Source organism: Pseudorhodoferax aquiterrae (assembly GCF_014652235.1).
GTDB classification, from domain to species: domain Bacteria; phylum Pseudomonadota; class Gammaproteobacteria; order Burkholderiales; family Burkholderiaceae_C; genus Pseudorhodoferax; species Pseudorhodoferax aquiterrae.
This window is the reverse complement of record NZ_BMYK01000006.1, coordinates 263,998-285,706: the sequence shown is the minus strand read 5'-3', so window position 1 is coordinate 285,706 and position 21,709 is coordinate 263,998. Positions and strand designations below refer to the sequence as shown.

22 protein-coding genes are annotated in these 21,709 nt (G+C 71.0%); 10 read left to right on the top strand and 12 right to left on the bottom strand.

The window, feature by feature from the left end; translation table 11 throughout:
• Positions 1-173: 173 nt before the first annotated feature.
• Together IE209_RS13275 and IE209_RS13270 are read right to left on the bottom strand one after the other, a co-directional pair.
• Positions 174-998 (bottom strand): amidohydrolase family protein, encoded by an 825-nt coding sequence (locus IE209_RS13275; protein WP_189687417.1) that lies wholly within the window; start codon positions 996-998, stop codon positions 174-176.
• A gap of 81 nt (positions 999-1,079) precedes the next feature.
• Positions 1,080-2,096 (bottom strand): aldo/keto reductase, encoded by a 1,017-nt coding sequence (locus IE209_RS13270; protein ID WP_229882833.1) that lies wholly within the window; start codon positions 2,094-2,096, stop codon positions 1,080-1,082.
• Between the two features lie 112 nt (positions 2,097-2,208).
• Here IE209_RS13270 and IE209_RS13265 point away from each other — a divergent pair, with 112 nt between their 5' ends.
• From IE209_RS13265 to IE209_RS13235, 7 genes are all read left to right on the top strand, one after another.
• Positions 2,209-2,631 carry an RbsD/FucU family protein gene (locus IE209_RS13265; RefSeq protein WP_189687416.1) on the top strand — a complete coding sequence of 141 codons (423 nt, stop codon included), beginning with the start codon at positions 2,209-2,211 and terminating at the stop codon, positions 2,629-2,631.
• An 88-nt stretch (positions 2,632-2,719) separates the two neighbouring features.
• Positions 2,720-3,472, top strand: coding sequence for a GntR family transcriptional regulator (locus IE209_RS13260; RefSeq protein WP_189687415.1), 753 nt, complete (start codon positions 2,720-2,722; stop codon positions 3,470-3,472).
• The gene (locus IE209_RS13255) at positions 3,469-4,383 is read left to right on the top strand and encodes a dihydrodipicolinate synthase family protein (protein WP_189687414.1); all 915 of its coding nucleotides are present in this window, start codon (positions 3,469-3,471) and stop codon (positions 4,381-4,383) included. The genes IE209_RS13260 and IE209_RS13255 overlap by 4 nt, the downstream gene beginning before the upstream one ends.
• Before the next feature lie 23 nt (positions 4,384-4,406).
• Positions 4,407-5,726, top strand: coding sequence for an ABC transporter substrate-binding protein (locus IE209_RS13250; RefSeq protein ID WP_189687413.1), 1,320 nt, complete (start codon positions 4,407-4,409; stop codon positions 5,724-5,726).
• Positions 5,726-6,592 (top strand): carbohydrate ABC transporter permease, encoded by an 867-nt coding sequence (locus IE209_RS13245; protein WP_189687412.1) that lies wholly within the window; start codon positions 5,726-5,728, stop codon positions 6,590-6,592. Before IE209_RS13250 ends, IE209_RS13245 begins: the two co-directional genes overlap by 1 nt.
• Positions 6,582-7,403, top strand: coding sequence for a carbohydrate ABC transporter permease (locus tag IE209_RS13240; RefSeq protein WP_189687411.1), 822 nt, complete (start codon positions 6,582-6,584; stop codon positions 7,401-7,403). The genes IE209_RS13245 and IE209_RS13240 overlap by 11 nt, the downstream gene beginning before the upstream one ends.
• A gap of 5 nt (positions 7,404-7,408) precedes the next feature.
• Positions 7,409-8,467, top strand: coding sequence for an ABC transporter ATP-binding protein (locus IE209_RS13235; protein WP_189687410.1), 1,059 nt, complete (start codon positions 7,409-7,411; stop codon positions 8,465-8,467).
• Here IE209_RS13235 and IE209_RS13230 read toward each other — a convergent pair whose 3' ends face one another.
• Positions 8,468-8,725, bottom strand: a complete 258-nt coding sequence (locus IE209_RS13230; RefSeq protein WP_189687409.1) for a DUF2798 domain-containing protein — start codon at positions 8,723-8,725, stop codon at positions 8,468-8,470.
• 145 nt (positions 8,726-8,870) lie between these two features.
• On the opposite strand from IE209_RS13230, the gene IE209_RS13225 reads away from it, so the two are divergent.
• Entirely contained in the window at positions 8,871-9,824 is a 954-nt protein-coding gene (locus IE209_RS13225; protein WP_189687408.1) for a LysR family transcriptional regulator, read from the top strand.
• A 234-nt stretch (positions 9,825-10,058) separates the two neighbouring features.
• On the opposite strand, the gene IE209_RS13220 is transcribed toward IE209_RS13225, so the two are convergent.
• The gene (locus tag IE209_RS13220; protein WP_189687407.1) at positions 10,059-11,147 is read right to left on the bottom strand and encodes an Acg family FMN-binding oxidoreductase; all 1,089 of its coding nucleotides are present in this window, start codon (positions 11,145-11,147) and stop codon (positions 10,059-10,061) included.
• Between the two features lie 348 nt (positions 11,148-11,495).
• Positions 11,496-11,711: a hypothetical protein gene (locus tag IE209_RS13215; RefSeq protein WP_229882832.1), complete on the bottom strand. Its 216-nt coding sequence runs from the start codon at positions 11,709-11,711 to the stop codon at positions 11,496-11,498.
• A gap of 540 nt (positions 11,712-12,251) precedes the next feature.
• Here IE209_RS13215 and IE209_RS13210 point away from each other — a divergent pair.
• Positions 12,252-13,283, top strand: coding sequence for an extracellular catalytic domain type 1 short-chain-length polyhydroxyalkanoate depolymerase (locus tag IE209_RS13210; protein WP_189687406.1), 1,032 nt, complete (start codon positions 12,252-12,254; stop codon positions 13,281-13,283).
• Between the two features lie 4 nt (positions 13,284-13,287).
• Here the strand turns inward: IE209_RS13210 and IE209_RS13205 are convergent, their stop codons facing one another.
• The 7 genes from IE209_RS13205 to IE209_RS13175 all read right to left on the bottom strand — a co-directional run bounded on the left by IE209_RS13205 (position 13,288) and on the right by IE209_RS13175 (position 20,164).
• Positions 13,288-13,665, bottom strand: coding sequence for a response regulator (locus tag IE209_RS13205; RefSeq protein WP_189687405.1), 378 nt, complete (start codon positions 13,663-13,665; stop codon positions 13,288-13,290).
• Positions 13,666-13,754: 89 nt separating this feature from the next.
• The gene (locus IE209_RS13200; protein WP_189687404.1) at positions 13,755-15,692 is read right to left on the bottom strand and encodes a hybrid sensor histidine kinase/response regulator; all 1,938 of its coding nucleotides are present in this window, start codon (positions 15,690-15,692) and stop codon (positions 13,755-13,757) included.
• Positions 15,693-15,802: 110 nt separating this feature from the next.
• Positions 15,803-16,747 carry a 2-hydroxyacid dehydrogenase gene (locus tag IE209_RS13195; protein ID WP_189687403.1) on the bottom strand — a complete coding sequence of 315 codons (945 nt, stop codon included), beginning with the start codon at positions 16,745-16,747 and terminating at the stop codon, positions 15,803-15,805.
• A gap of 2 nt (positions 16,748-16,749) precedes the next feature.
• Entirely contained in the window at positions 16,750-17,223 is a 474-nt protein-coding gene (locus tag IE209_RS13190; protein ID WP_189687402.1) for a type II 3-dehydroquinate dehydratase, read from the bottom strand.
• Positions 17,224-17,231: 8 nt separating this feature from the next.
• Positions 17,232-17,846, bottom strand: a complete 615-nt coding sequence (locus IE209_RS13185) for a glutathione S-transferase (RefSeq protein WP_189687401.1) — start codon at positions 17,844-17,846, stop codon at positions 17,232-17,234.
• Between the two features lie 186 nt (positions 17,847-18,032).
• Positions 18,033-19,037: an NAD(P)H-quinone oxidoreductase gene (locus tag IE209_RS13180; RefSeq protein ID WP_373305337.1), complete on the bottom strand. Its 1,005-nt coding sequence runs from the start codon at positions 19,035-19,037 to the stop codon at positions 18,033-18,035.
• Positions 19,034-20,164: an ABC transporter ATP-binding protein gene (locus tag IE209_RS13175; RefSeq protein ID WP_189687400.1), complete on the bottom strand. Its 1,131-nt coding sequence runs from the start codon at positions 20,162-20,164 to the stop codon at positions 19,034-19,036. The genes IE209_RS13180 and IE209_RS13175 overlap by 4 nt, the downstream gene beginning before the upstream one ends.
• Before the next feature lie 268 nt (positions 20,165-20,432).
• Between IE209_RS13175 and IE209_RS13170 the strand changes: the two genes are divergently transcribed.
• Positions 20,433-21,692, top strand: coding sequence for a flavin-containing monooxygenase (locus tag IE209_RS13170; RefSeq protein ID WP_189687399.1), 1,260 nt, complete (start codon positions 20,433-20,435; stop codon positions 21,690-21,692).
• The last annotated feature ends 17 nt before the right edge of the window (positions 21,693-21,709 follow it).

Sequence of the window (21,709 nt, the reverse complement as noted above, 5' to 3'; positions counted from 1 at the left end):
GGTGGCCGTGGCGGCCGGATCGCGGTGCAGTGTAGGAACGCACGCGCCGCCCGGCGCCGCCGTTTCTGCAACGCATCTTTGCGCACGGCGGCGGTTCGCAGGCAGCGGCAGGCCCTAGATTCGGCGCGGCCCGCGGCCAGCGGCATCTGCGCCGCCCGACCGGGCCATGGCGGTCAGGCGCCCAGCCGGTAGGCCTGCCGTGCCGTGCCGCCAAACACGGCGGCCTGGTCCTGCGGCGCCACCCACCGCCGGGCCGCGGCCAGCCACGCGCCATAGCCCCCCGCCAGCTCCAGCACGGGCCAGTCGCTGCCCCACAGGCAGCGCTGCGGGCCGAACGTGGCCAGCAGCCAGCGCGCATGGCGTTCCAGGGCATCCACCGGCGCGCCCCGGGCGGCCTCCGTCCACAGGCCGGAGAGCTTGCAGAAGACGGGGGTCTCGTCGGCGAGCGCCTGCAGGCCTTGGGTCCATTCGGCCCAGCCCGTGGCATCGCCCGGAATCGCAGGCTTGGCGCCATGGTCGACCACGATGCGCAGGTCCGGATGGCGTTCGGCCAGGCGCAGGATGCGCGGCAGGTGCCGGGGTTGGACCAGCGCGTCGAACACCAGGCCGCAACGTGCCATGGCGGCCAACGCGGGCCGCAGCGCGCCTTGCAGGATCCAGTCCGGGTCGGCGAGGTCCTGCAGCATGGGCCGCAGGCCCTTGAGCTTGGGCTGGCGCGCGAGGGCTTCGATGCGCGCGGGCGCCTCCGCTGCCAGCAGGTCGACCCAGCCGACCACGCCCAGCACCTCGGGCGCCTGGGCGGCCTCGTGCAGCAGGAACGCGGTCTCGGCCTCGGTCGGGGCGGCCTGCACGAGCACGCCGCCCTGCACGCCGCAGGGTGCGCTCACGGCGCGCCAGTCGGACAGCTGCACGTCGCGGTGGATGGGGCCCAGCGCGGGTGTGAGCCAGCCGTAGTCGCCGCGGTCCAGCCGCCAGATGTGGAAGTGGGCGTCGATCATGTCAGCAGCGCCCGGCCGCCCGAAGCGGCTGACGCGCCCCCTTGGGGGGCAGCGATACGCGAAGCGATGAGCGTGGGGGCTTCATGATGTGGGGGCCTCGGCCGGCAAGAGGCCCTGGTCCCGCAGCGCCTGCCAGAACGCAGCAGGAATCGGCTGGGCCAGCATGGCGCGGCTGTCCCGCCATTGGGCGACATCCTGTGCACCGGCCACCACGATGTCCACGGCCGGGTGCGCGAGCGGGAACTGCAGCGCCGCCGCGCGCAGCGGCACGCCATGCTCGGCACAGACGCGCTCGATGGCGGCCGTGCGGTCCACCCAGGCCTGCGGCGCGCGCGCGTAGTTGAAGCGCGGCTCGGCACTGCCCAGCACGCCCGTGGCCAGGATGCCGGAGTTGAACGCGCCGCCCAGCGCGATGCGCACGCCGCGCTGCACGCACAGCGGCAGCAGGGCCGCCAGCGCGCTGTGGTCGAGCAGACTGTAGCGGCCGGCCAGCAGCAGCGCGTCGAGCTCGGCCTGCGCCAGCACGTCCAGGCAGACCTGCACGTCGTTGACACCCAGGCCGACCGCACCGACCAGGCCCTCGCGCTGCAGTGCGCGCAGCGTGGGCAGGGTCTCGCCCAGCACCTGGGCCAGCACCTGCGGATGCGCATCGCCGTGCGTGGCGGCGTCGCAGTCGTGCACATAGGCCACGTCCAGCCGCGCCAGGCCCAGGCGCTGCAGGCTGTCCTCCACGCTGCGGCGCGTGCCGGCGGCCGAGTAGTCCCAGCGCTGCGTGAACGGCAGCACGTCCACATAGCCGTTCTGCGCGCGCGCGGCGCCGGCATCGGGCCGCAGCACACGGCCGACCTTGCTCGACAGCACGAAGCGCTCGCGCGGCAGCGCGCGCAGCGCCTGGCCGAAGCGCTGCTCGGACAGGCCGTTGCCGTAGTGCGGCGCGGTGTCGAAGCTGCGGCAGCCGTCGGCCAGCGCGGCGGCCAGCACGGACTGGGCATCGGCCTCGGTCACGGCGCGGAACAGGTTGCCCAGCGGCGCGCCACCCAGGCCCAGGCGCGCGCCGTCGGTGCAGGCGGGAAAGCGCATCGCGCGCTGGTTCGGCATCAATCCGTCTCCTTCGAAAAAATGCCGCTGACCGTATGACTAACATGTCAGTTCGTCAACAGGGCATCTGCCGATGGGAGAAGGCAGGCGCGCTGGGCACCATGCGCGGCCCATGCTCAAGAACCTGTCTCCCCTGCTCTCGCCCGACCTGTTGCACGCGCTGGCGTCCATGGGCCATGGCGACGAGATCGTGCTGGCCGATGGCTTCTTCCCGGCCGCCACGCACGCGCAGCGGCTGATCCGCCTGCCCGGCATCCCGGCCGACGCGGTGCTCGACGCCGTCCTCTCGCTGCTGCCGCTGGACGACTTCGTGCCGCAGCCGGCCTGCACCATGCAGGTGGTGGGCCGGGCCGACGAAGTGCCGCCGGCCGTCGCGCAGTTCACCGAGGTGCTGGCCCGCCATGGCGAGGCCGCGCCGGGCGCGCTGGACCGCTACGCCTTCTACGAGCGCGCGGCCAAGGCCTTCGCCGTGGTGGCGACCGGGGACACGCGCACCTACGCCAACATCCTCCTCAAGAAAGGTGTGTTGAAGTGAGCACGAGCACGAGGCCCCCACGCCCGGCACTGCGTGTCCTTCGCTGCCCCCCGGGGGGGCGCTTCATGCCTTGGGGCGGCCCGGCGGCATGAACGCCGCTTCGCGTCGCCGCCTGGCCGTGGTCGCCCCCGAGGCGACCAGCCAGCGCGCGCGCGCCTACCAGGGCTTCACGCAGCAGATCCTGGAAGGCGGCATCAAGCCCGGCCAGTTCGTCTCGCAGCGCGAACTCATGACGCTGCTGGACATGCCGCTGGGCGCGGTGCGCGAGATGATCCCGCGCCTGGAAGCGGCCGGCCTGGTCAAGACCGTGCCGCAGCGCGGCCTGCAGATCGCGCATGTGGACCTCAAGCTCGTGCGCAACGCCTTCCAGCTGCGCGCGATGATCGAGCGCGAAGCCGTGCGCCACTTCGCGGCCGTGGTCACGGCCGAGGAACTGGCGGCGCTCACCGCCGCGCACCAGGACATCATCGACCGCGCCAGCACCGGCCGCGCCGACGCCGCGCTGCTCGACGACGCCCAGGCCGTGGACTGGGGCCTGCACGACCGCATGGTCGATGCGCTGGGCAACGAGATCCTGTCGGAGATCTACCGCGTGAACAGCCTGCGCATCCGGCTGATCCGGCTGGAGCAGGCGGTCATCACGCCGGCCCGGCTGATCCCCGCGATGCAGGAGCACCTCGCGTTCGTCGCGGCCTTGGCGCGCCGCGACGCCGAGGCCGCCGTGCGCCTGCTCGACGCCCACATGGACAGCGCGCTCCAGCACGCGCTGACCGGCCCCGGCGCCGTGTCGCTGCCTGCCTTCGTTCCCCCCAACAACACCCCGAGGAGACGCACGCGATGACGCATGCCATCACCGGCCTGTGGCCTGCGCTGGCCACGGCCTTCACGGCCAGCGGCGCCGTCGACACCGGCCGCACGCTGGCCCAGGCGCACCGCATGCTGGCCGCCGGCAGCGAGGGCATCACGCTGTTCGGCACCACGGGTGAGGGGCCGGCCCTGACCGTGGCCGAACGCCAGGCGCTGCTCGAAGCCGCGCTGGCCGACGGCATCCGGCCCGAACAGACCATCGTCTGCACCACGGCCTGCGCCCTGGGCGATGCCGTCACGCTGGGCCGCCATGCCGTCGCGCTGGGCTGCACGCGCCAGCTCTACATGCCGGCCTTCTACTTCAACCACCCGCGCGACGCGGGCGTGGTGGAGGCGGTGACGCAGATGGTGCGCGGCATCGGCAGCGACGCGCTGCGCGTGCTGCTGTACCAGTTCCCCGCGCTCAGCAACGTGGGCTTCAGCCATGCGGCCATCGCCACGCTGGCCGATGCGCACCCGGGCGTGGTGGTCGGCATCAAGGACAGCACGGGCGACCGCGCGCATTCTCTGGGCCTGGTCAAGGCCTTCCCGCAACTGGGCACGCTGGTCGGTGCCGAGCCCGATGTCGCGCCGGTGATGCGGGCCGGCGGCGCCGGCTCGGTCAACGGCCTGGCCAACCTGGCACCGCACCTGATGCGCCGCGTGGTGTCGCACCCCGCCGCGGTCTCGGCCGCCGACCAGGCCCTGATGCAGGGCCTGCTGGCCCTGCTGAGTCTGCGGCCCCACATGCCCTTCGTGAGCGCCTACAAGACCGCGCTGGCCGAGCAGACGGGCGACGACGGCTGGCTGCATGTGCGCGCCCCGCTCTCACGCCTGGCGCCCGACGAGGAAGAGGCCGTGCGCGCCGCCTACCGCACGCTGGGCTGCGATTTCGCCACCCTGTAGACACCACCACGGAGACAACAGCCATGCACCACCCCGCCTTCAAGCGCCGCGACCTGCTGCAGGCCGCCGCCGGCGCCACCGCCATCGGCAGCCTGCCTGCCGCCTTCGCCCAGGGCAATTTCGACTGGAAGCGCCACGCCGGCACCAGCATCGAGGTGCACCTGATCAAGAGCCCGCGCGGCGAGCTGCTGCAGCGCCACCAGAAGGAGTTCGAGGAGCTCACCGGCATCAAGGTCGGCGCCGAGCAGATGCCCGAGCAGCAGTCGCGCCAGAAGACCGTGATCGAGTTCAACTCGGGCCGCACGAGCTTCGACGTGGTGCACCTGTCCTACCACGTGCAAAAGCGCCAGTTCGCCAAGGGCAAGTGGATGGAAGACCTGCGCCCGCTGTTCGCCAGCGCCGCGCCGCCGGACTTCGACCAGAAGGATTACTCCGCCGGCGGCATGTTCTACGCCACGCAAAGCGATGGCCGCATCGACAGCCTGCCGCTGAACCTGGACCCCTGGATCCTGTACTACAACAAGGAGCTGTTCGCGGCCAAGGGCGTGGCCTACCCCAAGACCTACGCCGAGATCCTGGAGGCCGCGAAGAAGCTGCACGACCCGGCCAACGGCGTCGCCGGCTTCGTCGGCCGCGGCCTCAAGAACGCCAACGTGCCGCTGTGGACCGGCTTCTTCCTGGGCTGGGGCGGCCAGTTCTTCGACGCCAACGGCAAGCTGGCGACCGAGACGCCCGAGGCCGTCGCCTCGGCCACGCTGTACCGCGACCTGCTCAAGACCACGGGGCCGGCCGGCATCGCGGGCTACAACTGGAACGAGGCGCAGAGCCTGTTCCTGCAGGGCAAGGCCGCGATGTGGATCGACGGCTCGGGCTTCGCACCGCCGCTGGAGGATCCCACCAAGTCCAAGGTGGTCGGCAAGGTCGGCTACGGCGTGATGCCGCCCGGGCCCAAGGCCCAGGTCTCGGCCACCTTCGGCGACGGCATCGGCGTCTCGTCCTTCTCGCAGAAGAAGGGTGCGGCCTTCCTGTACATCGTCTGGGCGACGGGCAAGGCCATGCAGGCGCGCATGCTGGCCACGGGCTCGGGCGCGCCGGTGCGGCTGTCGGCCTACGGCGACAAGGAGGCGATCGCCAACCTCAAGGTGCCTGCCGCCTGGCTCACGGCCGTGGCCGAATCGCTGCGCATCGCCAAGCCCGGCCTGCCCATCATCGAGCCCGTGACCGAGTTCCGCGACGTCTACGGCATCGCGCTCAACAACATGCTGACCGGCGCCGACGTGGCGGCCGAACTCAAGAAGGCCACGGCCGAGTTCGCGCCCGTGCTGGCCAAGTCCGAGAGCTGATGCGCAAGCGCGTCTCGCCCTTCCTGTGGTTCGTGCTGCCGGCCGTGCTGGTGGTGCTGGCCGTGATCGTCTTTCCCTGGATGTTCACGCTGTGGATGAGCCTGTTCGACTGGAAGATCGGCTCCAAGGCGCAGTTCGTGGGCCTCGCGAACTACGCAGAGCTGGCGACGAACACGCGTTTCCTGGTCTCCATCCTGCACACGCTGGTGTTCACGGCGCTGGCGGTCATCGCGCCGCTGGTGCTGGGCACGGCGGCCGCGCTGGTCTTCCACCAGAAGTTCGCGGGCCGCGGCTTTTGGCGCGGCGCCTTCGTGCTGCCCATGATGGCCACGCCGGTGGCCATCGCGCTGGTCTGGGTCATGATGTTCCACCCGCAGCAGGGCGTACTGAACTACCTGCTGTCGCTGGTCGGCATCCCGCCCAGCGAATGGGTCTACTCGCCCATGCTGGCGATTCCCTGCCTGGTGCTGGTCGACATCTGGCAGTGGACGCCGCTCGTGATGCTGATCGTGCTGGGCGGCCTGGCCTCGCTGCCGACCGACCCGTTCGAGGCCGCGCACATGGAAGGCGCCACGCGCTGGCAGACGCTGCGCTACGTGACCTTGCCGCTGCTGATGCCCTTCATCATGGTCGCGGCCGTGGTGCGGCTCATCGACGCGCTCAAGACCTTCGACACCATCTACGTGATCACGCAGGGCGGGCCCGGCACCTCGTCGGAAACCATCAACCTGTATCTGTACCTGCAGGCGTTTTCGTTCTACCAGATCGGCAAGGCCTCGGCCGTGGTCGTGGTGTTCTTCGTGCTCGTGGTGGCCTTGAGCCTGCTGCTGTTCTGGCTCAAGGAACGGTCCCGCTATGACGCGTAAGCTCATCGACAAGGCGCTGCTCGCGCTGTGCGTGTTCCTTCTCGTCTCGCCGGCCATCGGCTTCTTCCTCTGGATGCTGTCGCTGGCTTTCAAGAACGAGGTCGACAACCTGGCCTACCCGCCGGTGTTCATCCCGAGCCCGCCCACTCTGGACAACTTCCGCAAGGTGTTCGACAGCGGGCCCTTCTTCCAGTACTTCCTCAACAGCGTCACGGTCTCCGGCCTGGCCACGCTGGTGGCGCTGTTGATCGGCGTGCCGGCCGGCTACGGCATCGCGCGGCTGAAGGCCAGGAAGCTGCTGCTGACCATCCTCGTCGCGCGCATGACGCCGGCCATCAGCTTTCTGATCCCGCTGTTCACGCTGTTCCAGGCGCTGGGCCTCACGGGCACGCTGGCGCCCGTGGTCATCACGCACCTCGTGATCACGGTGCCCATCATGGTCTACATCGTGGCCGGCTACTTCGAGACGCTGCCGCTCGAACTCGACGAGGCCGCGGTGATGGACGGCTGCTCGCCCTGGCAGCGCTTTCGGCACATCGCGCTGCCGCTGGCGCGGCCCGGCATCACGGTGGCGGCCATCCTGGCCTTCATCTTCTCGTGGAACAACTTCATCTTCGGCGCCGTGCTGGCCGGGCGCGAGACGCGCACCCTGCCCGTCGCCATCTACAACGTGCTGACCTTCGAGCAGATCGCCTGGGGGCCGCTGGCGGCCGCGGCGCTCCTGGTCACGCTGCCGGTGCTGGTGCTCACGCTGGTGATTCAGAAAGAAATTGTCGGCGGCCTGACGGCCGGCGGCGTCAAAGGCGGATAAGAACCATGGCATCGGTCACCCTGTCGAACATCACCAAGAGCTTTGGAGACACGAAGGTCATCAAGGGCGTGGACATCGCCATCGGCGACGGCGAGTTCGCGGTCTTCGTCGGCCCCAGCGGCTGCGGCAAGTCCACGCTGTTGCGCATGATCGCGGGCCTGGACGCACCCAGCACGGGCGAGATCCGCATCGGCGACACCGTGGTCAACGACCTGCCGCCCAAGCAGCGCGAGGTCTCCATGGTGCTCCAGACCTATGCGCTGTACCCGCACATGACGGTGCGCGAGAACATGGGCTTCGGCCTCATGATCGCCGGCACCGCGGCCGATGCGATCGGCAGCAAGGTGGCCGGCGCCGCGCGCATGCTGGGCCTGGATGCCTTGCTGGACCGCCTGCCCAAGCAGCTCTCGGGCGGCCAGCGCCAGCGCGTGGCCATGGGCCGCGCCATGGTGCGCGACCCCAAGGTCTTCCTGTTCGACGAGCCGCTGTCCAACCTGGACGCCAAGCTGCGCGTGCAGATGCGCACCGAGATCCGCGCGCTGCACCAGCGCCTGAAGACCACGTCCATCTACGTCACGCACGACCAGGTCGAGGCCATGACCATGGCCGACCGCATCGTGGTGCTGCGCGATGGGCGGGTCGAGCAGGTCGGCACGCCCGTGGAGCTGTACGACCGGCCCGGCAATGCCTTCGTGGCGACCTTCATCGGCTCGCCTTCGATGAACCTGCTGCCGGCCACGGTGCAGGGCGGCAGCGCCGGCACGCTGGGCGGTGCCGTGCCCTTGCCCGGGCCGCGCCAGGACCTGGAAGGCCGCCAAGTGCTGCTGGGCCTGCGCCCCGAGCACCTGCGCGTGCAGAGCGACGGCACGCCCGGCATCGCCTGCGAGGTCAAGGTCGTGGAGTTCAGCGGCGCCGACACGCTGCTGGCCTGCGCTTCGCACGGCCAGGCCGTGCAGGCCCTGGTGCACGACCGCCTGCTGGTCAAGCCCGGCGACATGATCAGCCTGGCCATCGCGCCAGAGCGCGTGCACCTGTTCGACGCGGAGACGCAGCAGCGGCTCTGATCAGGCGCGCACGGTCCAGCCGACCAGGCGCAGAACCACGGGACGCACCAGCATCACGCTGGCGAAGGCCGCCGGCATGGCCAGCGCATAGGACGCCAGCACGCGCTCGAGGAAGCGCGCGTCCGCGCCGCCATTGGCGGCCACGATCACCATGCTCATGAGGAAGGCCATGATGCCGGCCATGTAGAACGCGAAGGCCACGGGGGCCATGCGCTTGGGAAGCTTCCAGGTGCGGGGAGAAACGTTTTGGGAAGACATGTTCTGAAGGGAGACGACACAGGGGTGGACGCAAGCTTGCGGACCGCACTCTAGGGACTTGCAGCCATCGGCGGTAGACCCGGATCGCCTGTTGCAGTCGATGGCTAGACTATCGAATCGACATGCCCACCCACAGGCCGTTCCCATGCTCCAACTGCGCGGCATCGAAACCTTCCTCAAGGCCGTCGAGGGCGGCAGCATCGCGGCGGCCGCACGCCAGCTCGGCATCACGCCCGCGGCGGCGAGCCAGAACATCGCACGGCTCGAGCAGGCCCTGGGCACACGGCTGCTCACGCGCACGACGCGCTCGCTCGCGCTGACCAACGCGGGCGCGCTGTACCGGGCGCGCGTGGCGCCCGTGCTCGCGCAGCTGGAAATGGCCGAGTCCGACATCGCCGACCTGGAGGGCCAGCCGCAGGGCCGGCTGCGCATCTCCTGCGCGGCCGCCTTCGGCCGCAACATGCTGGCGCCGCTGCTGCCGCCCTTCATCGCGGCCCATCCGCGCGTGGCGGTGGAGCTCGTCATCGCCGACCGGCCCATCGACGCGCTCAAGGAAGACGTGGACATCAGCATCCGCTACCGCAATGCGCTGGAGCCCGGCATGGTGGTGCGGCGCATCGCGGCCGTGCCCATGGTGTTCTGTGCCGCGCCGTCCTACCTGGCGCGCCGCGGGCGGCCCGCCACGCCCGAGGACCTGGCGCAGCACGACTGCCTGCTCTACCGCATGGAGGCGGATGGCAGGGTCATGCCCTGGCCCTACCTGCGCGAGGGCACGCGCGTGGTGCCTGAGCTCAAGGCCGCGGCCGTGGCCAACGACGTCGACACGCTGGCCATGCTGGCCGTGCACGGCGCAGGCATCACGCGGCTGGGTTGGTTCATCGCCAGGCCGCTGGTGGCGCAGGGCCTGCTGGAGCCGCTCTTCGTGCAGGCCCCGCGCGGCAGAAAAGTGCCGCGCATCGCGCCCGAGCCGCTGGAGTTCTTCCTGTGCTACCGCGACCGCCAGCACGTGCCGGCCAAGGTGCGCGTGTTCGCCGACTACCTGGCCGATGCGCTGCGCGCGCACCCGGACCTGCAGGCGCCCCAGCCCGTGCCGCGCTGAGCGCGGGTGGGGATGCGCGATCGAGGAACGGCCGCCGGCGGGAGCGTGCATCGTCTGCCAGGTTTCGGAGGCACGCCCGTGCTCATGCCTTCTTGCCGCATCCTGCCGGACCGGTTGCAGCGGACCAACCCGGGAGGTCGCGCATCCATTTGGCGGGACCATGCAAGGCCAGCGCTGCGATCAGCTGCAGCCCCAGACGCGAGATCTTGTCGACAAGCTGTGCGGACGGCACGGCTAGGCCGTCACGGCTGCAACGGGGCGCCGGAGCGAGAACGGCAGCGCAGGCCCGCGGCCGAAGCGCATCACGATGTCGGGCCGCAAGCCAGGCTCGCCCACCAGCGCCGCCAGCTCCGGGCGCAGCCGCACCACCTCGACGGGCTGGTTCACGAACGCATGCTTCAGCCCGAGTGCGGTCGCCGTCAGCGCAAAGCGTTGGCAGGCGCGGCCGGCCGCGATCCAGTGGGCCTGGTCCTGGTGCTCGGTGAGGAAGACCGCGATCCCAGCCGAGGAATCGATCTGGCGGGCGTATTTGTCGTTTTCGGCCTTAGCGGTGAAGAACAGGTCGAAGGCGCGGCTGCCGACGGCATCGGGCAGCGCAGGATTGCCGCTCGAACCCGAGAACAAGCCGTCACCGGACGCCGTGGCGTGGCGAGGACTGAACCGGAGCCAGTGCTTCAGCTCCGCCATGAAGGCCGGATCGGCCATCTGCGCACCGTTGCCGGCGACGACGAGGTCCCGCAAGCTGTCGATCCGGGAACGCTCCGTCAGGAAAATGACGCGCACCCCAGGCCTTTCGGCCGCCCGCCGCAACATGTCGATGTCCGCCGGTGCGACGGGGCGGCCGTCATAGACGGCGCGGGTGGATTGCCGCCGCGCGATGGCGGCCAGCAGAGGATCGTCCTGTGGCCGGCCCGTCTCGAAGGCGTAGCGGATGCCGCCGTCCGCCCCCACCTCCATCGTGCCGGGCCGCCCGGCGGCCACGCCCGCGATGGCGAGGTTTTCGGCCGCGCAACCAAGGCTGACGAACAGATGGTGCGCATCCGGATCGACGACGGGCGTGGCACGGGACAGGTCAGGAAGGATGTCGATCCAGTTCTGCCCGGCGCGGAACCGCCAGGGCTGGGTGTTGTGGCCGTTGGCGGCGAGGGTCGCATAGCGGATGAGATCCCCGATTCCGGGCGATGCGGGCAGGGGCGCCCGCAGTCGATGGACAAAGGTCTCGTACGCGTCCATCGAACCGGTCGCCTGACGCCAAGCGAATGCGCCAGCCCCGCCAAGCAGGACTGCGCCGCCTGCCCCGATGAGCACATCTCGTCGTTTCATCGCATGCTTCTCTCCTGCACCATGATGTGCCGACGACGCCCCATGGTCATTGAGCGCGGTCAATGCCACGGTGGCAGACGACTCCCGCACGAGGGCGCTGCCTCGCGCCGTGGGCGCACCCGCAGGGCACGAAACAGGGGACCAATGGCGGCTGTGGCGCCCCGCCCAGGTCGGTTCGCACCCGGGGGCCTCATCGTGAAACAGAAAAAGAGAAACCCGCGAAAGCGGGTCAAAGGCAGCCCTGAGGGAGGAGGGGGAGAAGTGCGGGCTGCCGGTGAGAATTCTCCGGCCCCAGACTTAGGGGGAACTTAAGGCCGCGCTGGCGGCCTGCATGCGGTGCCGCGCGGCTCAGCGCCCCGTGCCGCCCTGGCGGCTGCGCACCTGGTTGCCCGAGCCGATCTGCGATTCGCGGTCGTTCCGGCTGGCCGGAGAGCGCTGCGACTGGTGGATCTGCGTGGCGCCGCCCGGCGTGGGCTGGTTGCGGTCGTTGGCGACCTTGCCGTGGGCCTGGGCCTGCGGGTCGCCGTCCATGTCGCTGCGGGTGGGAGAGGGCTTCTTGGACATTGGCTGCTCCTGTGTGTCGTTGGACAAGGCCCCATGCTCGGCCCGGCAGCTCGGCCGGCGGTGTAGGCGCAGGCCGATTCGGGCGCCGGGCCAGGGCCTGCATCGCGTAGGCTGTGGCCTGGGAGACCAGGACATGGGCGGAGAATTCTGGGGACTGGTCGCGGTGCTGGCCGGCATCGCGCTGGCCACCGGGCGCCGCAGCGTGTGACATGCGGCGCTGGCACACTCGGTGCAAGCTGTCTCAGAGGGTGTTTCCGAAATGAATAGGCCCACGCCGGGGTGCCCTGCGGTCATGGGCAAGGCGCGACACGCAGGCCGTGCTGCAGCCCGGCCAAGTGGCGCAACGCAGCCCATGGCCGCAGGGCGCCCCGGCCCGAAGGGTGCGGCCCCAGGGCACGCCCACTCGGCGTTGCAAGGCTTGTGCGGGCAGACAGCCCGCACGGCGCCTTGCGCCTTGATTGGCCGCGCCCTGGGGCCACACGTCGGCCTATTGATTTCGGAAACACCCTCTGAGCCCTCTCTTCGGCCGCTTCCGCCTCCATGCTCCGACGCAAGACCCTGAAGAACCTCACGCGGCTGTTCACGAGCAGTCTGGCGCCCTTGATGCCATCCAGGCCGCGCCGCAGCAAGGCCAGCCCGGCCAAGGCACTCCCCGCAGCCCAGCGCGTGCGCACGCGGGCCAAGACCGCGCCGGCCAGGTCGTCGGGCGGGCGCTGGCTCTGGGGCGTGGCGGTGGCGCCGGCCGGCAAGCGGCGCTACCGGCTGTTCCTGCCGGCGGGCCGCCTGCCGGGCCAGCGCATCCCGGTGGTGGTGATGCTGCACGGCTGCGACCAGAACGCCGCGCGCTTTGCAGCCAGCACGCGCATGCACCTGATCGCCGCGCGCGCCGGCTTCGCCGTGCTCTACCCCGAGCAGGACCGCCTGGCCAACCCCAACGGCTGCTGGAACTGGTACGAAACGCGCACCCAGCGTGCCTTTGCCGAGGCCGCCCTGGTGCTGCAGGCGGTCGAGCAAGTCTGCACGCTGTACGGCGGCGACCGCACGCGCGTGGCCATCGCCGGTCTTTCGGCCGGGGCCGGCATGGCGGCGCTGGTCGCGGCACGCTATCCGGAGCGCTTCCAGGCCGTCGCCATGCATTCGGGGGTGCCGCCGGGAACGGCCCACAGCACGGCCTCGGCCCTGCGCGCCATGGCCGGCCACGGCGCGACGGATGCGCTGGCCGCGACGCCCGACGCCATGCTGGCGCACTGGCCCGCACTGCTCGTGATCCAGGGCGGCCAGGACCGCGTGGTCGCACCGCGCAACGGCGCGGCTGCGGCCCTGGCCTGGGCCCAGGCCGCGCAGGCGCTGCCCGGCGAGGCGCGGGCGGTGCAGCGCGGCAAGCGCCACGCCATGCGGGTGACCGACTACCGCGTGCGCCAGCGCACCATGGCCACGCTGGTGGAGATTCCGGCGCTGGGCCACGCCTGGAGCGGCGGCGCGGCCACGCAGGCCTACGGCGATCCGGACGGGCCGGACGCCTCGCGGCTGGTCTGGGCCTTCGCGCAGCGCCAGTTCGCGCGCCGGCGTTGAGGTTTCAGCGTTCGCAGAACTCGAGGAAAGCGTCGAGTTCGGTGGACTTGTCGAACACCGCATCGGCCCCCAGCGCCAGGCACTGGGCGCGGATGTCGACGTCGGCGTAGTTGGTCAGCACCACGGCGCGCTGGCGCGGATCGCGCGAACGGCAGGCCTGCAGCACGCCCAGGCCCGAACCGTCGCGCAGGAACAGGTCGATCACCGCCAGCTGCCAGCCGTCCGGGTGCTCGCGCAGCCATTCGGCGGCGGCCTCCTCCGATTCGGCCCAGGCCACCACGCGCATGTCCACGAGTTCCTCCAGGGCCACGATGAGGTTGTCGCGGATCAAGGCGTTGTCTTCGACGAGGAAGACGACGAGCGGCGAGGCGGGACGGTTCATCCTGGTATGGTGCGGGCCCGCGCCGGTCAGAGCAGCCGCGCGAGGGCGCAGATGCGCGTAGGACGCCGCCGGACGGCGTTGCGCGTCCTTCAACGGTCGGCCAGCGCTTCGGCGATGGCCAGCGCCAGTGCGGCCTGGTCGAAGGGCTTGGCCAGGCGCACGGTGCGCGGCGGCAGTCCGGCCGGCAGTTCCGCATAGCCCGTGGCCAGCACGACGGGCAGTTGCGGGCGTTCGTGGCGCACGGTGGCGATCAGCTGCGCGCCGGTCATGTGCGGCATCACATGGTCGCTGACCAGCAGCGCGATGGTCGCATCGGCGCGCAGCAGCCGCAGGGCCTCGTCGGCCGTGGCCGCCTGCAGAGCGGTGTGGCCCAGCTCTTCGAGCAGGGCCACGGTGTTGGTGAGGACCAGGGGGTCGTCGTCCACGGCGAGCACGCGCAGCGCCGACGCAGCGGGCGCTGGAACGGCGGCCCGCGCCTGCGCGGTGGCCGGTGCGTCGTCCTGGGCCACCGGCAGCCACAGCGTGGCCGTGGTGCCCTGGCCGGGCTGGCTCTGCAGCATGAAGCCGCCGCCCGACTGCCCCGCCAGGCCATGGACCATGGCCAGGCCCAGGCCCGTGCCCTTGCCGGCCCCCTTGGTGGTGAAAAAGGGCTCGGTCGCGCGCGCCAGCGTGGCCGCGTCCATGCCGCTGCCACTGTCGGCCACGGCCAGCCGCACATAGCGGCCCGGCGCGGCAGGACCGGCCTGTGCCAGCGTCTCCTCTTGCGCGCTGAGCGACAAGCGCCCGCCATCGGGCATGGCGTCGCGGGCGTTGACCGCCAGGTTCAGCAGCGCCAGCTCGAGCTGGTTGGCGTCCACCAGCACCGGGGGCAGGTCCGGCGCGAAGGCGGTCTGCACCTGCACCGTGCTGCCCAGCGTGCGCGTGAGCAGCTCGGCCATGCCCTCGACCAGCGCGGGCAGATGCACCACCGTGGGCTTGAGGTCCTGGCGCCGCGCGAACGCCAGCATGCGCTGCGTCAACGCGGCGCCGCGGCGCGCGCCGTTGAGCGCGTTGTCGATCAGCTGAACCAGCTTGGGATCGTCGGGCAGGCGCCGCCGGGCCAGGCTCAGGCTGGACATCACCACCATCAGCAGGTTGTTGAAATCGTGCGCCACGCCGCCCGTGAGCTGGCCGATGGCGTCCAGCTTCTGCGACTGGAACAAGGCCTCGCGCGCGCGCTCCAGCGCCTGCTGGGCGGCGCGCTGGGCCGTCACGTCGCGCGTGATCTTGGCGAAGCCGACGATGCGGCCGTCGTCGTCGCGGATGGCGTCGATCACCACGTTGGCGCGGAACTCGCTGCCGTCCTTGCGCACGCGCCAACCCTCGGCCTCGAAGCGGCCCTCGCGCGCGGCGGTGGCCAGGGCCTTGGCGGGCTCGTTGCGGGCACGGTCCTCGGCACGGTAGAAGCGCGAGAAATGCGTGCCCACGACCTCCGCCGCGCTGTAGCCCTTGATGCGCTGCGCACCGGCATTCCAGTTGGCGATCAGGCCCTGCGTATCCAGCATGTAGATGGCGTAGTCGGTCACGCCCTGCACGAGCACGCGGAACTGCTGCTCGCTGCGGCGCAGGTTCTCTTCGGCGGCGCGGCGTTCGGTCAGGTCGCGCGTGACCTTGGCATAGCCGACGATGGCACCGTCCTCGCCGCGGATCGGCTCGATCACCACCAGGGCCCAGAAGCGGCTGCCGTCCTTGCGCACGCGCCAGCCCTCGGCCTCGAAGCGGCCCTGCGTGGCCGCCGTCACGAGCGCGCGGGCCGGCAGGCCGGCGAGCCGGTCGGCCTCGGTATAGAAGCTGGAGAAGCTCTGGCCCAGGATCTGCGCGGGCGTGTAGCCCTTGAGCCGCTGTGCGCCCGGGTTCCAGCTCACGACCCGGCCCTCGGCGTCCAGCATGAAGATCGCGTAGTCGGTGACCGCCTCCACCAGCAGGCGGTAGCGCATCTCCTCCCCGAGCTGGGACAACTGCAGTGGTGGGGCGGCCGGGGAAGTCATGGGCAAAGCAGCGACCGACTATAGCCACGGCGCCATGGGCCGTACGCCCCTGGACGGCAGGTCGCGGTCTTGTCTGACAGACGCGGTGCAGCGCCCTGCGCCGCGGACGCTCAGTACCCGCGCGCCGGATCGATGCGGTTGTCCGGCGGCTCGCCGGCCGCCACGCGCAGGATGTTGGCCGCGATCTGCCGGGCCGACGAGGACGGGATCGCCACCGAAGCCAGGTGCGGCGTGACGAGCACCTGGGGCATGGCCCAGAGCGGGTCGTCGGCCGGCAGCGGTTCGCGCGCGAACACGTCCAGCGTGGCGCTGCCGATGTGCCCATCGGCGAGCAGCGCCGTCAGCGCGCCCTGGTCGACCAGCGCGCCCCGGGCCACGTTGACGAACGCGGCGCCCGGCTTCAGCCGCTGCAGCCGCGCGCGGTCGAACAGGCCGTGGGTCTCAGGCGTGAGCGGCAGCATCAGCACCACGATGTCGGCCTGGCCGAGCACGCCGTCCAGCGTCTCTGCGCCCGAGAAGCACGCCACGCCGTCGATCTGGCGCGGGCTGCGCGACCAGCCCAGCGTGCGGAAGCCCTGGCGCTGCACCTCGTGCGCGGCCGTGGCGCCGAGCTGGCCCAGGCCCAGCACGGCCACGGAGGTTTCCTGCGGGGAGCGGGGGTGGCGGTAGGCCCATTCCCCGCGCCGCTGGGCCTGCTCGAAATGCGGAATGTCGCGCGCATGGCGCAGCACGGCGAACAGCACGTAGCCGGCCATCATGCGCGCCATCTGCGGGTCGGTGATGCGCGTGATGGGAACGCCGGCCGGCAGGTCGGCGCGGCCCACCAGCGCGTCGACGCCCGCCCCCAGGTTGACGATGAGGCGCAGGTTCGGCATCTGCTGGAAGAAGCCGGCGGGCGGCTTCCAGGCCATCGCGTAGTGCACGTCTTCGGGCCGCTCCACGGCGCAGGCAGGCAGCACCTGCAGCTGCGGCAGCTGCGCCTGCAGCGCGTCCTTCCAGGTGCCGAAGTCGTCGAAGTCGCTGTAGAAGACCAGGGTGCCGAGGGGCGCTGCCATCGTCAGCTGCCCTGGCGGCTCTTGCGCACCAGGCGCGCCACGGCCTCGATGGCGAATTCGTAGCCGTCGCCACCCAGGCCCGCGATCACGCCATCGGCCGCCTTGGAGATGAAGGAGTGGTGGCGGAAGGGCTCGCGCTTCCAGATGTTGCTCATGTGGGCCTCGATGATCTTGCCCGGGAAGGCCAGCAGCGCGTCGAGGATGGCGATCGAGGTGTAGGTCAGGCCGGCCGCGTTGATGACGATGCCGTCGGCCACGCCGCGGGCCTCCTGGATCCAGTCGATCAACTGGCCCTCGTGGTTGGACTGCAGGAAGCGCAGCTGCACGCCGAGCGACGCGGCCTTGTGCTCGCAGCGCGACTGCAGCTGCGGGAAGCTGTCGCTGCCGTAGGTCTTGTTGGCGTCCAGGCCGTAGAGGTTGGCGTTGGGGCCGTTCAGGAACCAGACCGTGAGGGAGGGCGTGGCGGTGTCGGGCATGGGTGCTTTCAAGCGTCGTGGGGAAGGGTGGCCTGCATGGCCGGCAGTTGCGCGAAGCCGGCGTACCAGCGCGCGGCGGCGGGATGGCCGGCGCGCCAGTCCAGTTCGGGGAAGCGGAAGTCCAGGTAGCCCAGGCCGCAGCCCAGGGCGATCTCGCCGATCGTCGGGCGGGCCGTGGCCAGTGCGGGCGCGATCGCCTCGATGGACTGCAGGCAGGCCGCGACCTTGGTCAGCAGCGACTCGCGCCAGACCGGCCACTGCAGTTCGGCCGGCCGCGCGGTGTGCTCGTAGCGCGCGAGCAGCGCGGCGTCGAGCAGGCCGTCGCCCAGGGCCTGGCGCGTCAGCGCCGTCCAGCGTGCCGGGCCCGCCGCCGGGAAGATGCCGGCGCTGCCCAGGCTGTCGATGTACTCGCAGATGACGCGGCTGTCGTAGAGCGACTGGCCGTCGTCCAGCACCAGGGTCGGCACCTTGGCGAGCGGGTTGTGCGCCGCGATGCGTTCGTCGCGGCGCACCGGGTGGGCGGCACTGTCCAGCCACGCGATGCGCTCGGCCTGGCCGCTCAGGTGGGCGCAGACCATGACCTTGCGCACGAAGGGCGAGGTGGGGGCATATAGAAGCTTCATGTCATGGGCTCGGTTGCTGCGCGCGCCATCCGCACGGCACAGCGTGGGTTGCACGCAAAGGCTCCGAAGACCGCGGAGCAGGTCATGCCAGGGCACCCGCGGGGCCGGCTCTGCCGGACCGCTGGGTGCGCCCCTTGAGGGGTATTGGACTTCCACACGCAGTGAAGAAGTCCAGACGGGGTGGTGTCATGACGGCTCCAACACGAGTTTTCCGAACACCTGGCCGCTTTCCAGCAGCGCATGGGCCTGCGCCGCCTCGGCCAGCGGCAAGCGCGCATGCAGGCGCGGCGCGATGCGCCCGCTGGCCAGCAGCGGCAGCACATGGCGCGCGATCGCCTGCGCCATGCGCGCCTTCTCGGCATGGGTCTGCGGGCGCATGGTCGAAGAATGCAGGCTGAGCTGGCGCTGCATCAGCGTGAGCAGCTCCACCGTCACGGCCGAGCCCTGCAGGAAGGACAGGCTCACATGCCGGCCGCCGAAGGCCAGGGCCTGCAGGTTGCGGCGCACGTAGTCGCCGCCGACCATGTCCAGCACCACGTCCACGCCGCGGCCGCCGGTGAAATCCAGGCAGGCCTGCACGAAGTCGGTGGTGGGCCAGCAGACCACGCGGTCGGCGCCCAGGGCCTGCAGCTCGGCGAAGCGGGCCGTGTCGCTGGCGGTCGCGACCACGCTGCAGCCGGCCGCATGCGCCAGCTGCACGGCCAGCGTGCCGATGCCGCCGGCCGCGCCGTGGATGAGCACGGTCTCGCCCATGGCCAGCCGGCCCAGCTCGAACAGGTTGTGCCAGACCGTGAACAGGCCTTCGGGCAGGGCCGCGGCCTCGGCGTCGGAGAGCCGCTCCGGCACCGCGAACGCGTGCGCGACCGCCGCCACGCACCAGGGCGCGTAGCCGCCACCCGGCACCAGGGCCATGCGGCGCTGGCCCAGCAATGCAGGGGCCACGCCGGGGCCGCAGGCGACGACCTCGCCGCAGACCTCCAGGCCCAGCACGTCGGTGACACCGGGCGCGGGCTTGGCGATGCCCTGGCGCTGCATGATGTCGGGCCGGTTGATGCCGGCGGCCCGCACGCGCAGCAGCACCTCGCCAGCGGCGGGCTCGGGCACGGGCCGCTCGGCCAGCACGAGCACGCTGGCATCGCCCGGGGCGCGGGCGACGATGGCCTGCATGGTGGAGGGCAGCGCTGCGCTCATGGCTGCGGGCTGAAGACGCTCACGCCTTCGTCTGCAAGGGCCAGGCCCGCGACCGCGCCCACGGGCCATTGCTGCATGGCCGCCAGGCCCGGGCTGCGCACGGTGACGATCTGGCGCGCCGTCATCGGCAGGTCCACGTCGACGAAGGTGTTGATGTGGTCGCCCTGGAACACATGGTTCACCACCGTGCCGCTCAGCACCGAGGCCGGGTGCAGGTTCTCAAGCCGCAGGTGCTCGGGCCGCACGTAGACGTCCAGCCGCGCGCCCTCGTGGGAGGCATGCACGAGCCGGTCCTGCGACAGGCTGATGAGGCCCGAGCCCAGGCGCAGCTGCACGTCGCCCGCGCCGCGCCCGTGGTAGTGGGCGGGCAGGATGTTCACGTCGCCCAGGAAGGAGGCGACGAAGGGGTCCTGCGGGTTCTGGTAAAGCTCTGCCGGCGGCGCGATCTGGCGGATCACGCCGCCCGACATCACCGCAATGCGGTCGGACATGGCCAGCGCCTCGCCCTGGTCGTGCGTGACGAACACCGTGGTCAGGCCCAGGCGGCGCTGGATCTCGCGAATCTCCACCTGCATGGAACCGCGCAGGCTCTTGTCCAGGGCCGAGAAGGGCTCGTCGAGCAGCAGCACCTTGGGCTGGATCACGAGCGCGCGGGCCAGCGCCACGCGCTGCTGCTGGCCACCGGACAGCTCGCGCGGCTTGCGGTGGCCCAGGCCGTCCAGCTTGACCATGGCCATCGCGTCGCGGATGCGCCGGTCCGCTTCGGCCGGGGGCACGCCCTGCATGCGCAGGCCGTAGCCGATGTTGCGCTCCACCGTCATGTGCGGGAACAGCGCGTAGTTCTGGAACACCAGGCCGATCCGGCGCCGGTGCGGCGGCTCGCTGGTCACGGGCCGGCCGTCGATGAAGACCTCGCCGCGGTCGGCCTCGGCGAAGCCGGCGATCAGGTTCAGCAGCGTGGTCTTGCCGCAGCCGGACGGGCCCAGCAGGGTCAGGAACTCGCCGCGCCGGATCTTCAGCGAGACCTCGCGCAGCACGGTCTGGTCGCGGTACTTCTTGACCACGCCCTCGAGGCTGACGGCCGTGTCGGCCGCGGCCGGGCCGGGCTCGGATGGGACTGGATGCATGCCGGGGACGATAAGCCAATCGGCCGCCCGCGGGCCTTTGCAGAAATTGAGGCTGCCCCTCGGAAAAAACGAAACGGACGCCTCCCCCCTGGGGCGTGGCGCGCCCCGCGAGCGAGGCCGCGCCGCTTCGCTTTTTCCTAAGCCTTGCGTCTGAAAAACGTGGTTCTCAAACAGGGCCCGCTTCATCAGACTCGGCCCCCATCGGTGTCTGGCAGCGCCGGCTCGCCCGGCCGAAACCACCAGCGTCGATGCTTCTGAGGAATACCAAATGGCAGTGGAGTCAGTGGAGAAAATCAACACGCTGGTGGTAGGCGCAGGCCAGGCCGGCATCGCGATGAGCGAGCACCTGGCCGCCATGGGTGTGCCGCACCTGGTGCTGGAGCGCAAGCGCATCGCGGAGCGCTGGCGCACGGAGCGCTGGGATTCGCTGGTGGCCAACGGCCCGGCCTGGCACGACCGTTTTCCGGGCCTGGCGTTCGAGGGCGTGTCGCCCGAGGCCTTTCCGCCCAAGGAGCGCATGGCCCAGTACTTCGAGGACTACGCGGCCATGCTGAGGGCGCCCGTGCGCACCGGCGTGGAGGTGTTGCAGGTCGAGCGCCACCGCGGCCGCCCGGGCTTCAAGGTGAGCACCTCCGAGGGCGTGATCGAGGCCATGAACGTGGTGGCCGCCACCGGCCCGTTCCAGGTGCCGTCCTATCCCGCCATCGTGCCGGCCGATGCGCCCGTTGCGCAGCTGCATTCCTCGGCCTACAAGAATCCCGGCCAGCTGGCCGACGGCGCGGTGCTGGTCGTGGGCGCGGGCGCCTCGGGCTCGCAGATCGCCGAGGAGCTGCGCCAGGCCGGCCGCAAGGTCTACCTGTCGGTCGGCGAGCACTACCGCCCGCCGCGCTCCTACCGGGGCCGCGACTACTGCTGGTGGCTGGGCGCGCTGGGCCTGTGGGACGAGGTGCGCGTCAAGCCCAAGAAGAAGCACGTGGCCTTCGCCGTGAGCGGCTACGAGGGCGGCAAGACGGTGGACTTCCGGCGCCTGGCGCATGCCGGCATCGAGCTGGTGGGCCTGACCGAGTCCTACGAGAACGGCGTGATGCGCTTCGCCGAGGGCCTGGCCAGGAACGTGGCCGAGGGCGACCAGGCCTACTTCGACGTGCTGCGCGACGCCGATGCCTACATCGCCGAGAACGGCCTGGCGCTGCCGCCCGAGCCCGAGGCCTGGGAGCTGCTGCCCGACCCGCGCTGTTTGACGGAGCCCATCCTGCGCCTGGACCTGCAACAGGCCGGCATCACCACGGTGCTGTGGGCCACGGGCTTTCAGTTCGACTTCAGCTGGCTCAAGGTCAATGCCTTCCACGAGAACGGCGAGCCGTACCACAAGCGCGGCATCTCGGCCGAAAGCGGCATCTACTTCCTGGGGCTGCCGAACCTCGTGAACCGCGCCTCGTCGTTCATCTACGGCGTGTGGCACGACGCCAAGTACATCGCCGACCACATTCTTCTGCAGCAGGGCTACCTGTCCTACGAGAAGAGCTGAGCGCGCGCAGGCGTGCA

What these genes read in the sequence shown, in the direction of transcription:
- IE209_RS13275 (WP_189687417.1), bottom strand. Translation starts at nt 998, where the DNA reads ATGATCGACGCCCACTTCCACATCTGGCGGCTGGACCGCGGCGACTAC.
- IE209_RS13270 (WP_229882833.1), bottom strand. Translation starts at nt 2,096, where the DNA reads ATGCCGAACCAGCGCGCGATGCGCTTTCCCGCCTGCACCGACGGCGCG.
- IE209_RS13265 (WP_189687416.1), top strand. Translation starts at nt 2,209, where the DNA reads ATGCTCAAGAACCTGTCTCCCCTGCTCTCGCCCGACCTGTTGCACGCG.
- IE209_RS13260 (WP_189687415.1), top strand. Translation starts at nt 2,720, where the DNA reads ATGAACGCCGCTTCGCGTCGCCGCCTGGCCGTGGTCGCCCCCGAGGCG.
- IE209_RS13255 (WP_189687414.1), top strand. Translation starts at nt 3,469, where the DNA reads ATGACGCATGCCATCACCGGCCTGTGGCCTGCGCTGGCCACGGCCTTC.
- IE209_RS13250 (WP_189687413.1), top strand. Translation starts at nt 4,407, where the DNA reads ATGCACCACCCCGCCTTCAAGCGCCGCGACCTGCTGCAGGCCGCCGCC.
- IE209_RS13245 (WP_189687412.1), top strand. Translation starts at nt 5,726, where the DNA reads ATGCGCAAGCGCGTCTCGCCCTTCCTGTGGTTCGTGCTGCCGGCCGTG.
- IE209_RS13240 (WP_189687411.1), top strand. Translation starts at nt 6,582, where the DNA reads ATGACGCGTAAGCTCATCGACAAGGCGCTGCTCGCGCTGTGCGTGTTC.
- IE209_RS13235 (WP_189687410.1), top strand. Translation starts at nt 7,409, where the DNA reads ATGGCATCGGTCACCCTGTCGAACATCACCAAGAGCTTTGGAGACACG.
- IE209_RS13230 (WP_189687409.1), bottom strand. Translation starts at nt 8,725, where the DNA reads ATGTCTTCCCAAAACGTTTCTCCCCGCACCTGGAAGCTTCCCAAGCGC.
- IE209_RS13225 (WP_189687408.1), top strand. Translation starts at nt 8,871, where the DNA reads ATGCTCCAACTGCGCGGCATCGAAACCTTCCTCAAGGCCGTCGAGGGC.
- IE209_RS13220 (WP_189687407.1), bottom strand. Translation starts at nt 11,147, where the DNA reads ATGAAACGACGAGATGTGCTCATCGGGGCAGGCGGCGCAGTCCTGCTT.
- IE209_RS13215 (WP_229882832.1), bottom strand. Translation starts at nt 11,711, where the DNA reads ATGTCCAAGAAGCCCTCTCCCACCCGCAGCGACATGGACGGCGACCCG.
- IE209_RS13210 (WP_189687406.1), top strand. Translation starts at nt 12,252, where the DNA reads ATGCTCCGACGCAAGACCCTGAAGAACCTCACGCGGCTGTTCACGAGC.
- IE209_RS13205 (WP_189687405.1), bottom strand. Translation starts at nt 13,665, where the DNA reads ATGAACCGTCCCGCCTCGCCGCTCGTCGTCTTCCTCGTCGAAGACAAC.
- IE209_RS13200 (WP_189687404.1), bottom strand. Translation starts at nt 15,692, where the DNA reads ATGACTTCCCCGGCCGCCCCACCACTGCAGTTGTCCCAGCTCGGGGAG.
- IE209_RS13195 (WP_189687403.1), bottom strand. Translation starts at nt 16,747, where the DNA reads ATGGCAGCGCCCCTCGGCACCCTGGTCTTCTACAGCGACTTCGACGAC.
- IE209_RS13190 (WP_189687402.1), bottom strand. Translation starts at nt 17,223, where the DNA reads ATGCCCGACACCGCCACGCCCTCCCTCACGGTCTGGTTCCTGAACGGC.
- IE209_RS13185 (WP_189687401.1), bottom strand. Translation starts at nt 17,846, where the DNA reads ATGAAGCTTCTATATGCCCCCACCTCGCCCTTCGTGCGCAAGGTCATG.
- IE209_RS13180 (WP_373305337.1), bottom strand. Translation starts at nt 19,037, where the DNA reads ATGAGCGCAGCGCTGCCCTCCACCATGCAGGCCATCGTCGCCCGCGCC.
- IE209_RS13175 (WP_189687400.1), bottom strand. Translation starts at nt 20,164, where the DNA reads ATGCATCCAGTCCCATCCGAGCCCGGCCCGGCCGCGGCCGACACGGCC.
- IE209_RS13170 (WP_189687399.1), top strand. Translation starts at nt 20,433, where the DNA reads ATGGCAGTGGAGTCAGTGGAGAAAATCAACACGCTGGTGGTAGGCGCA.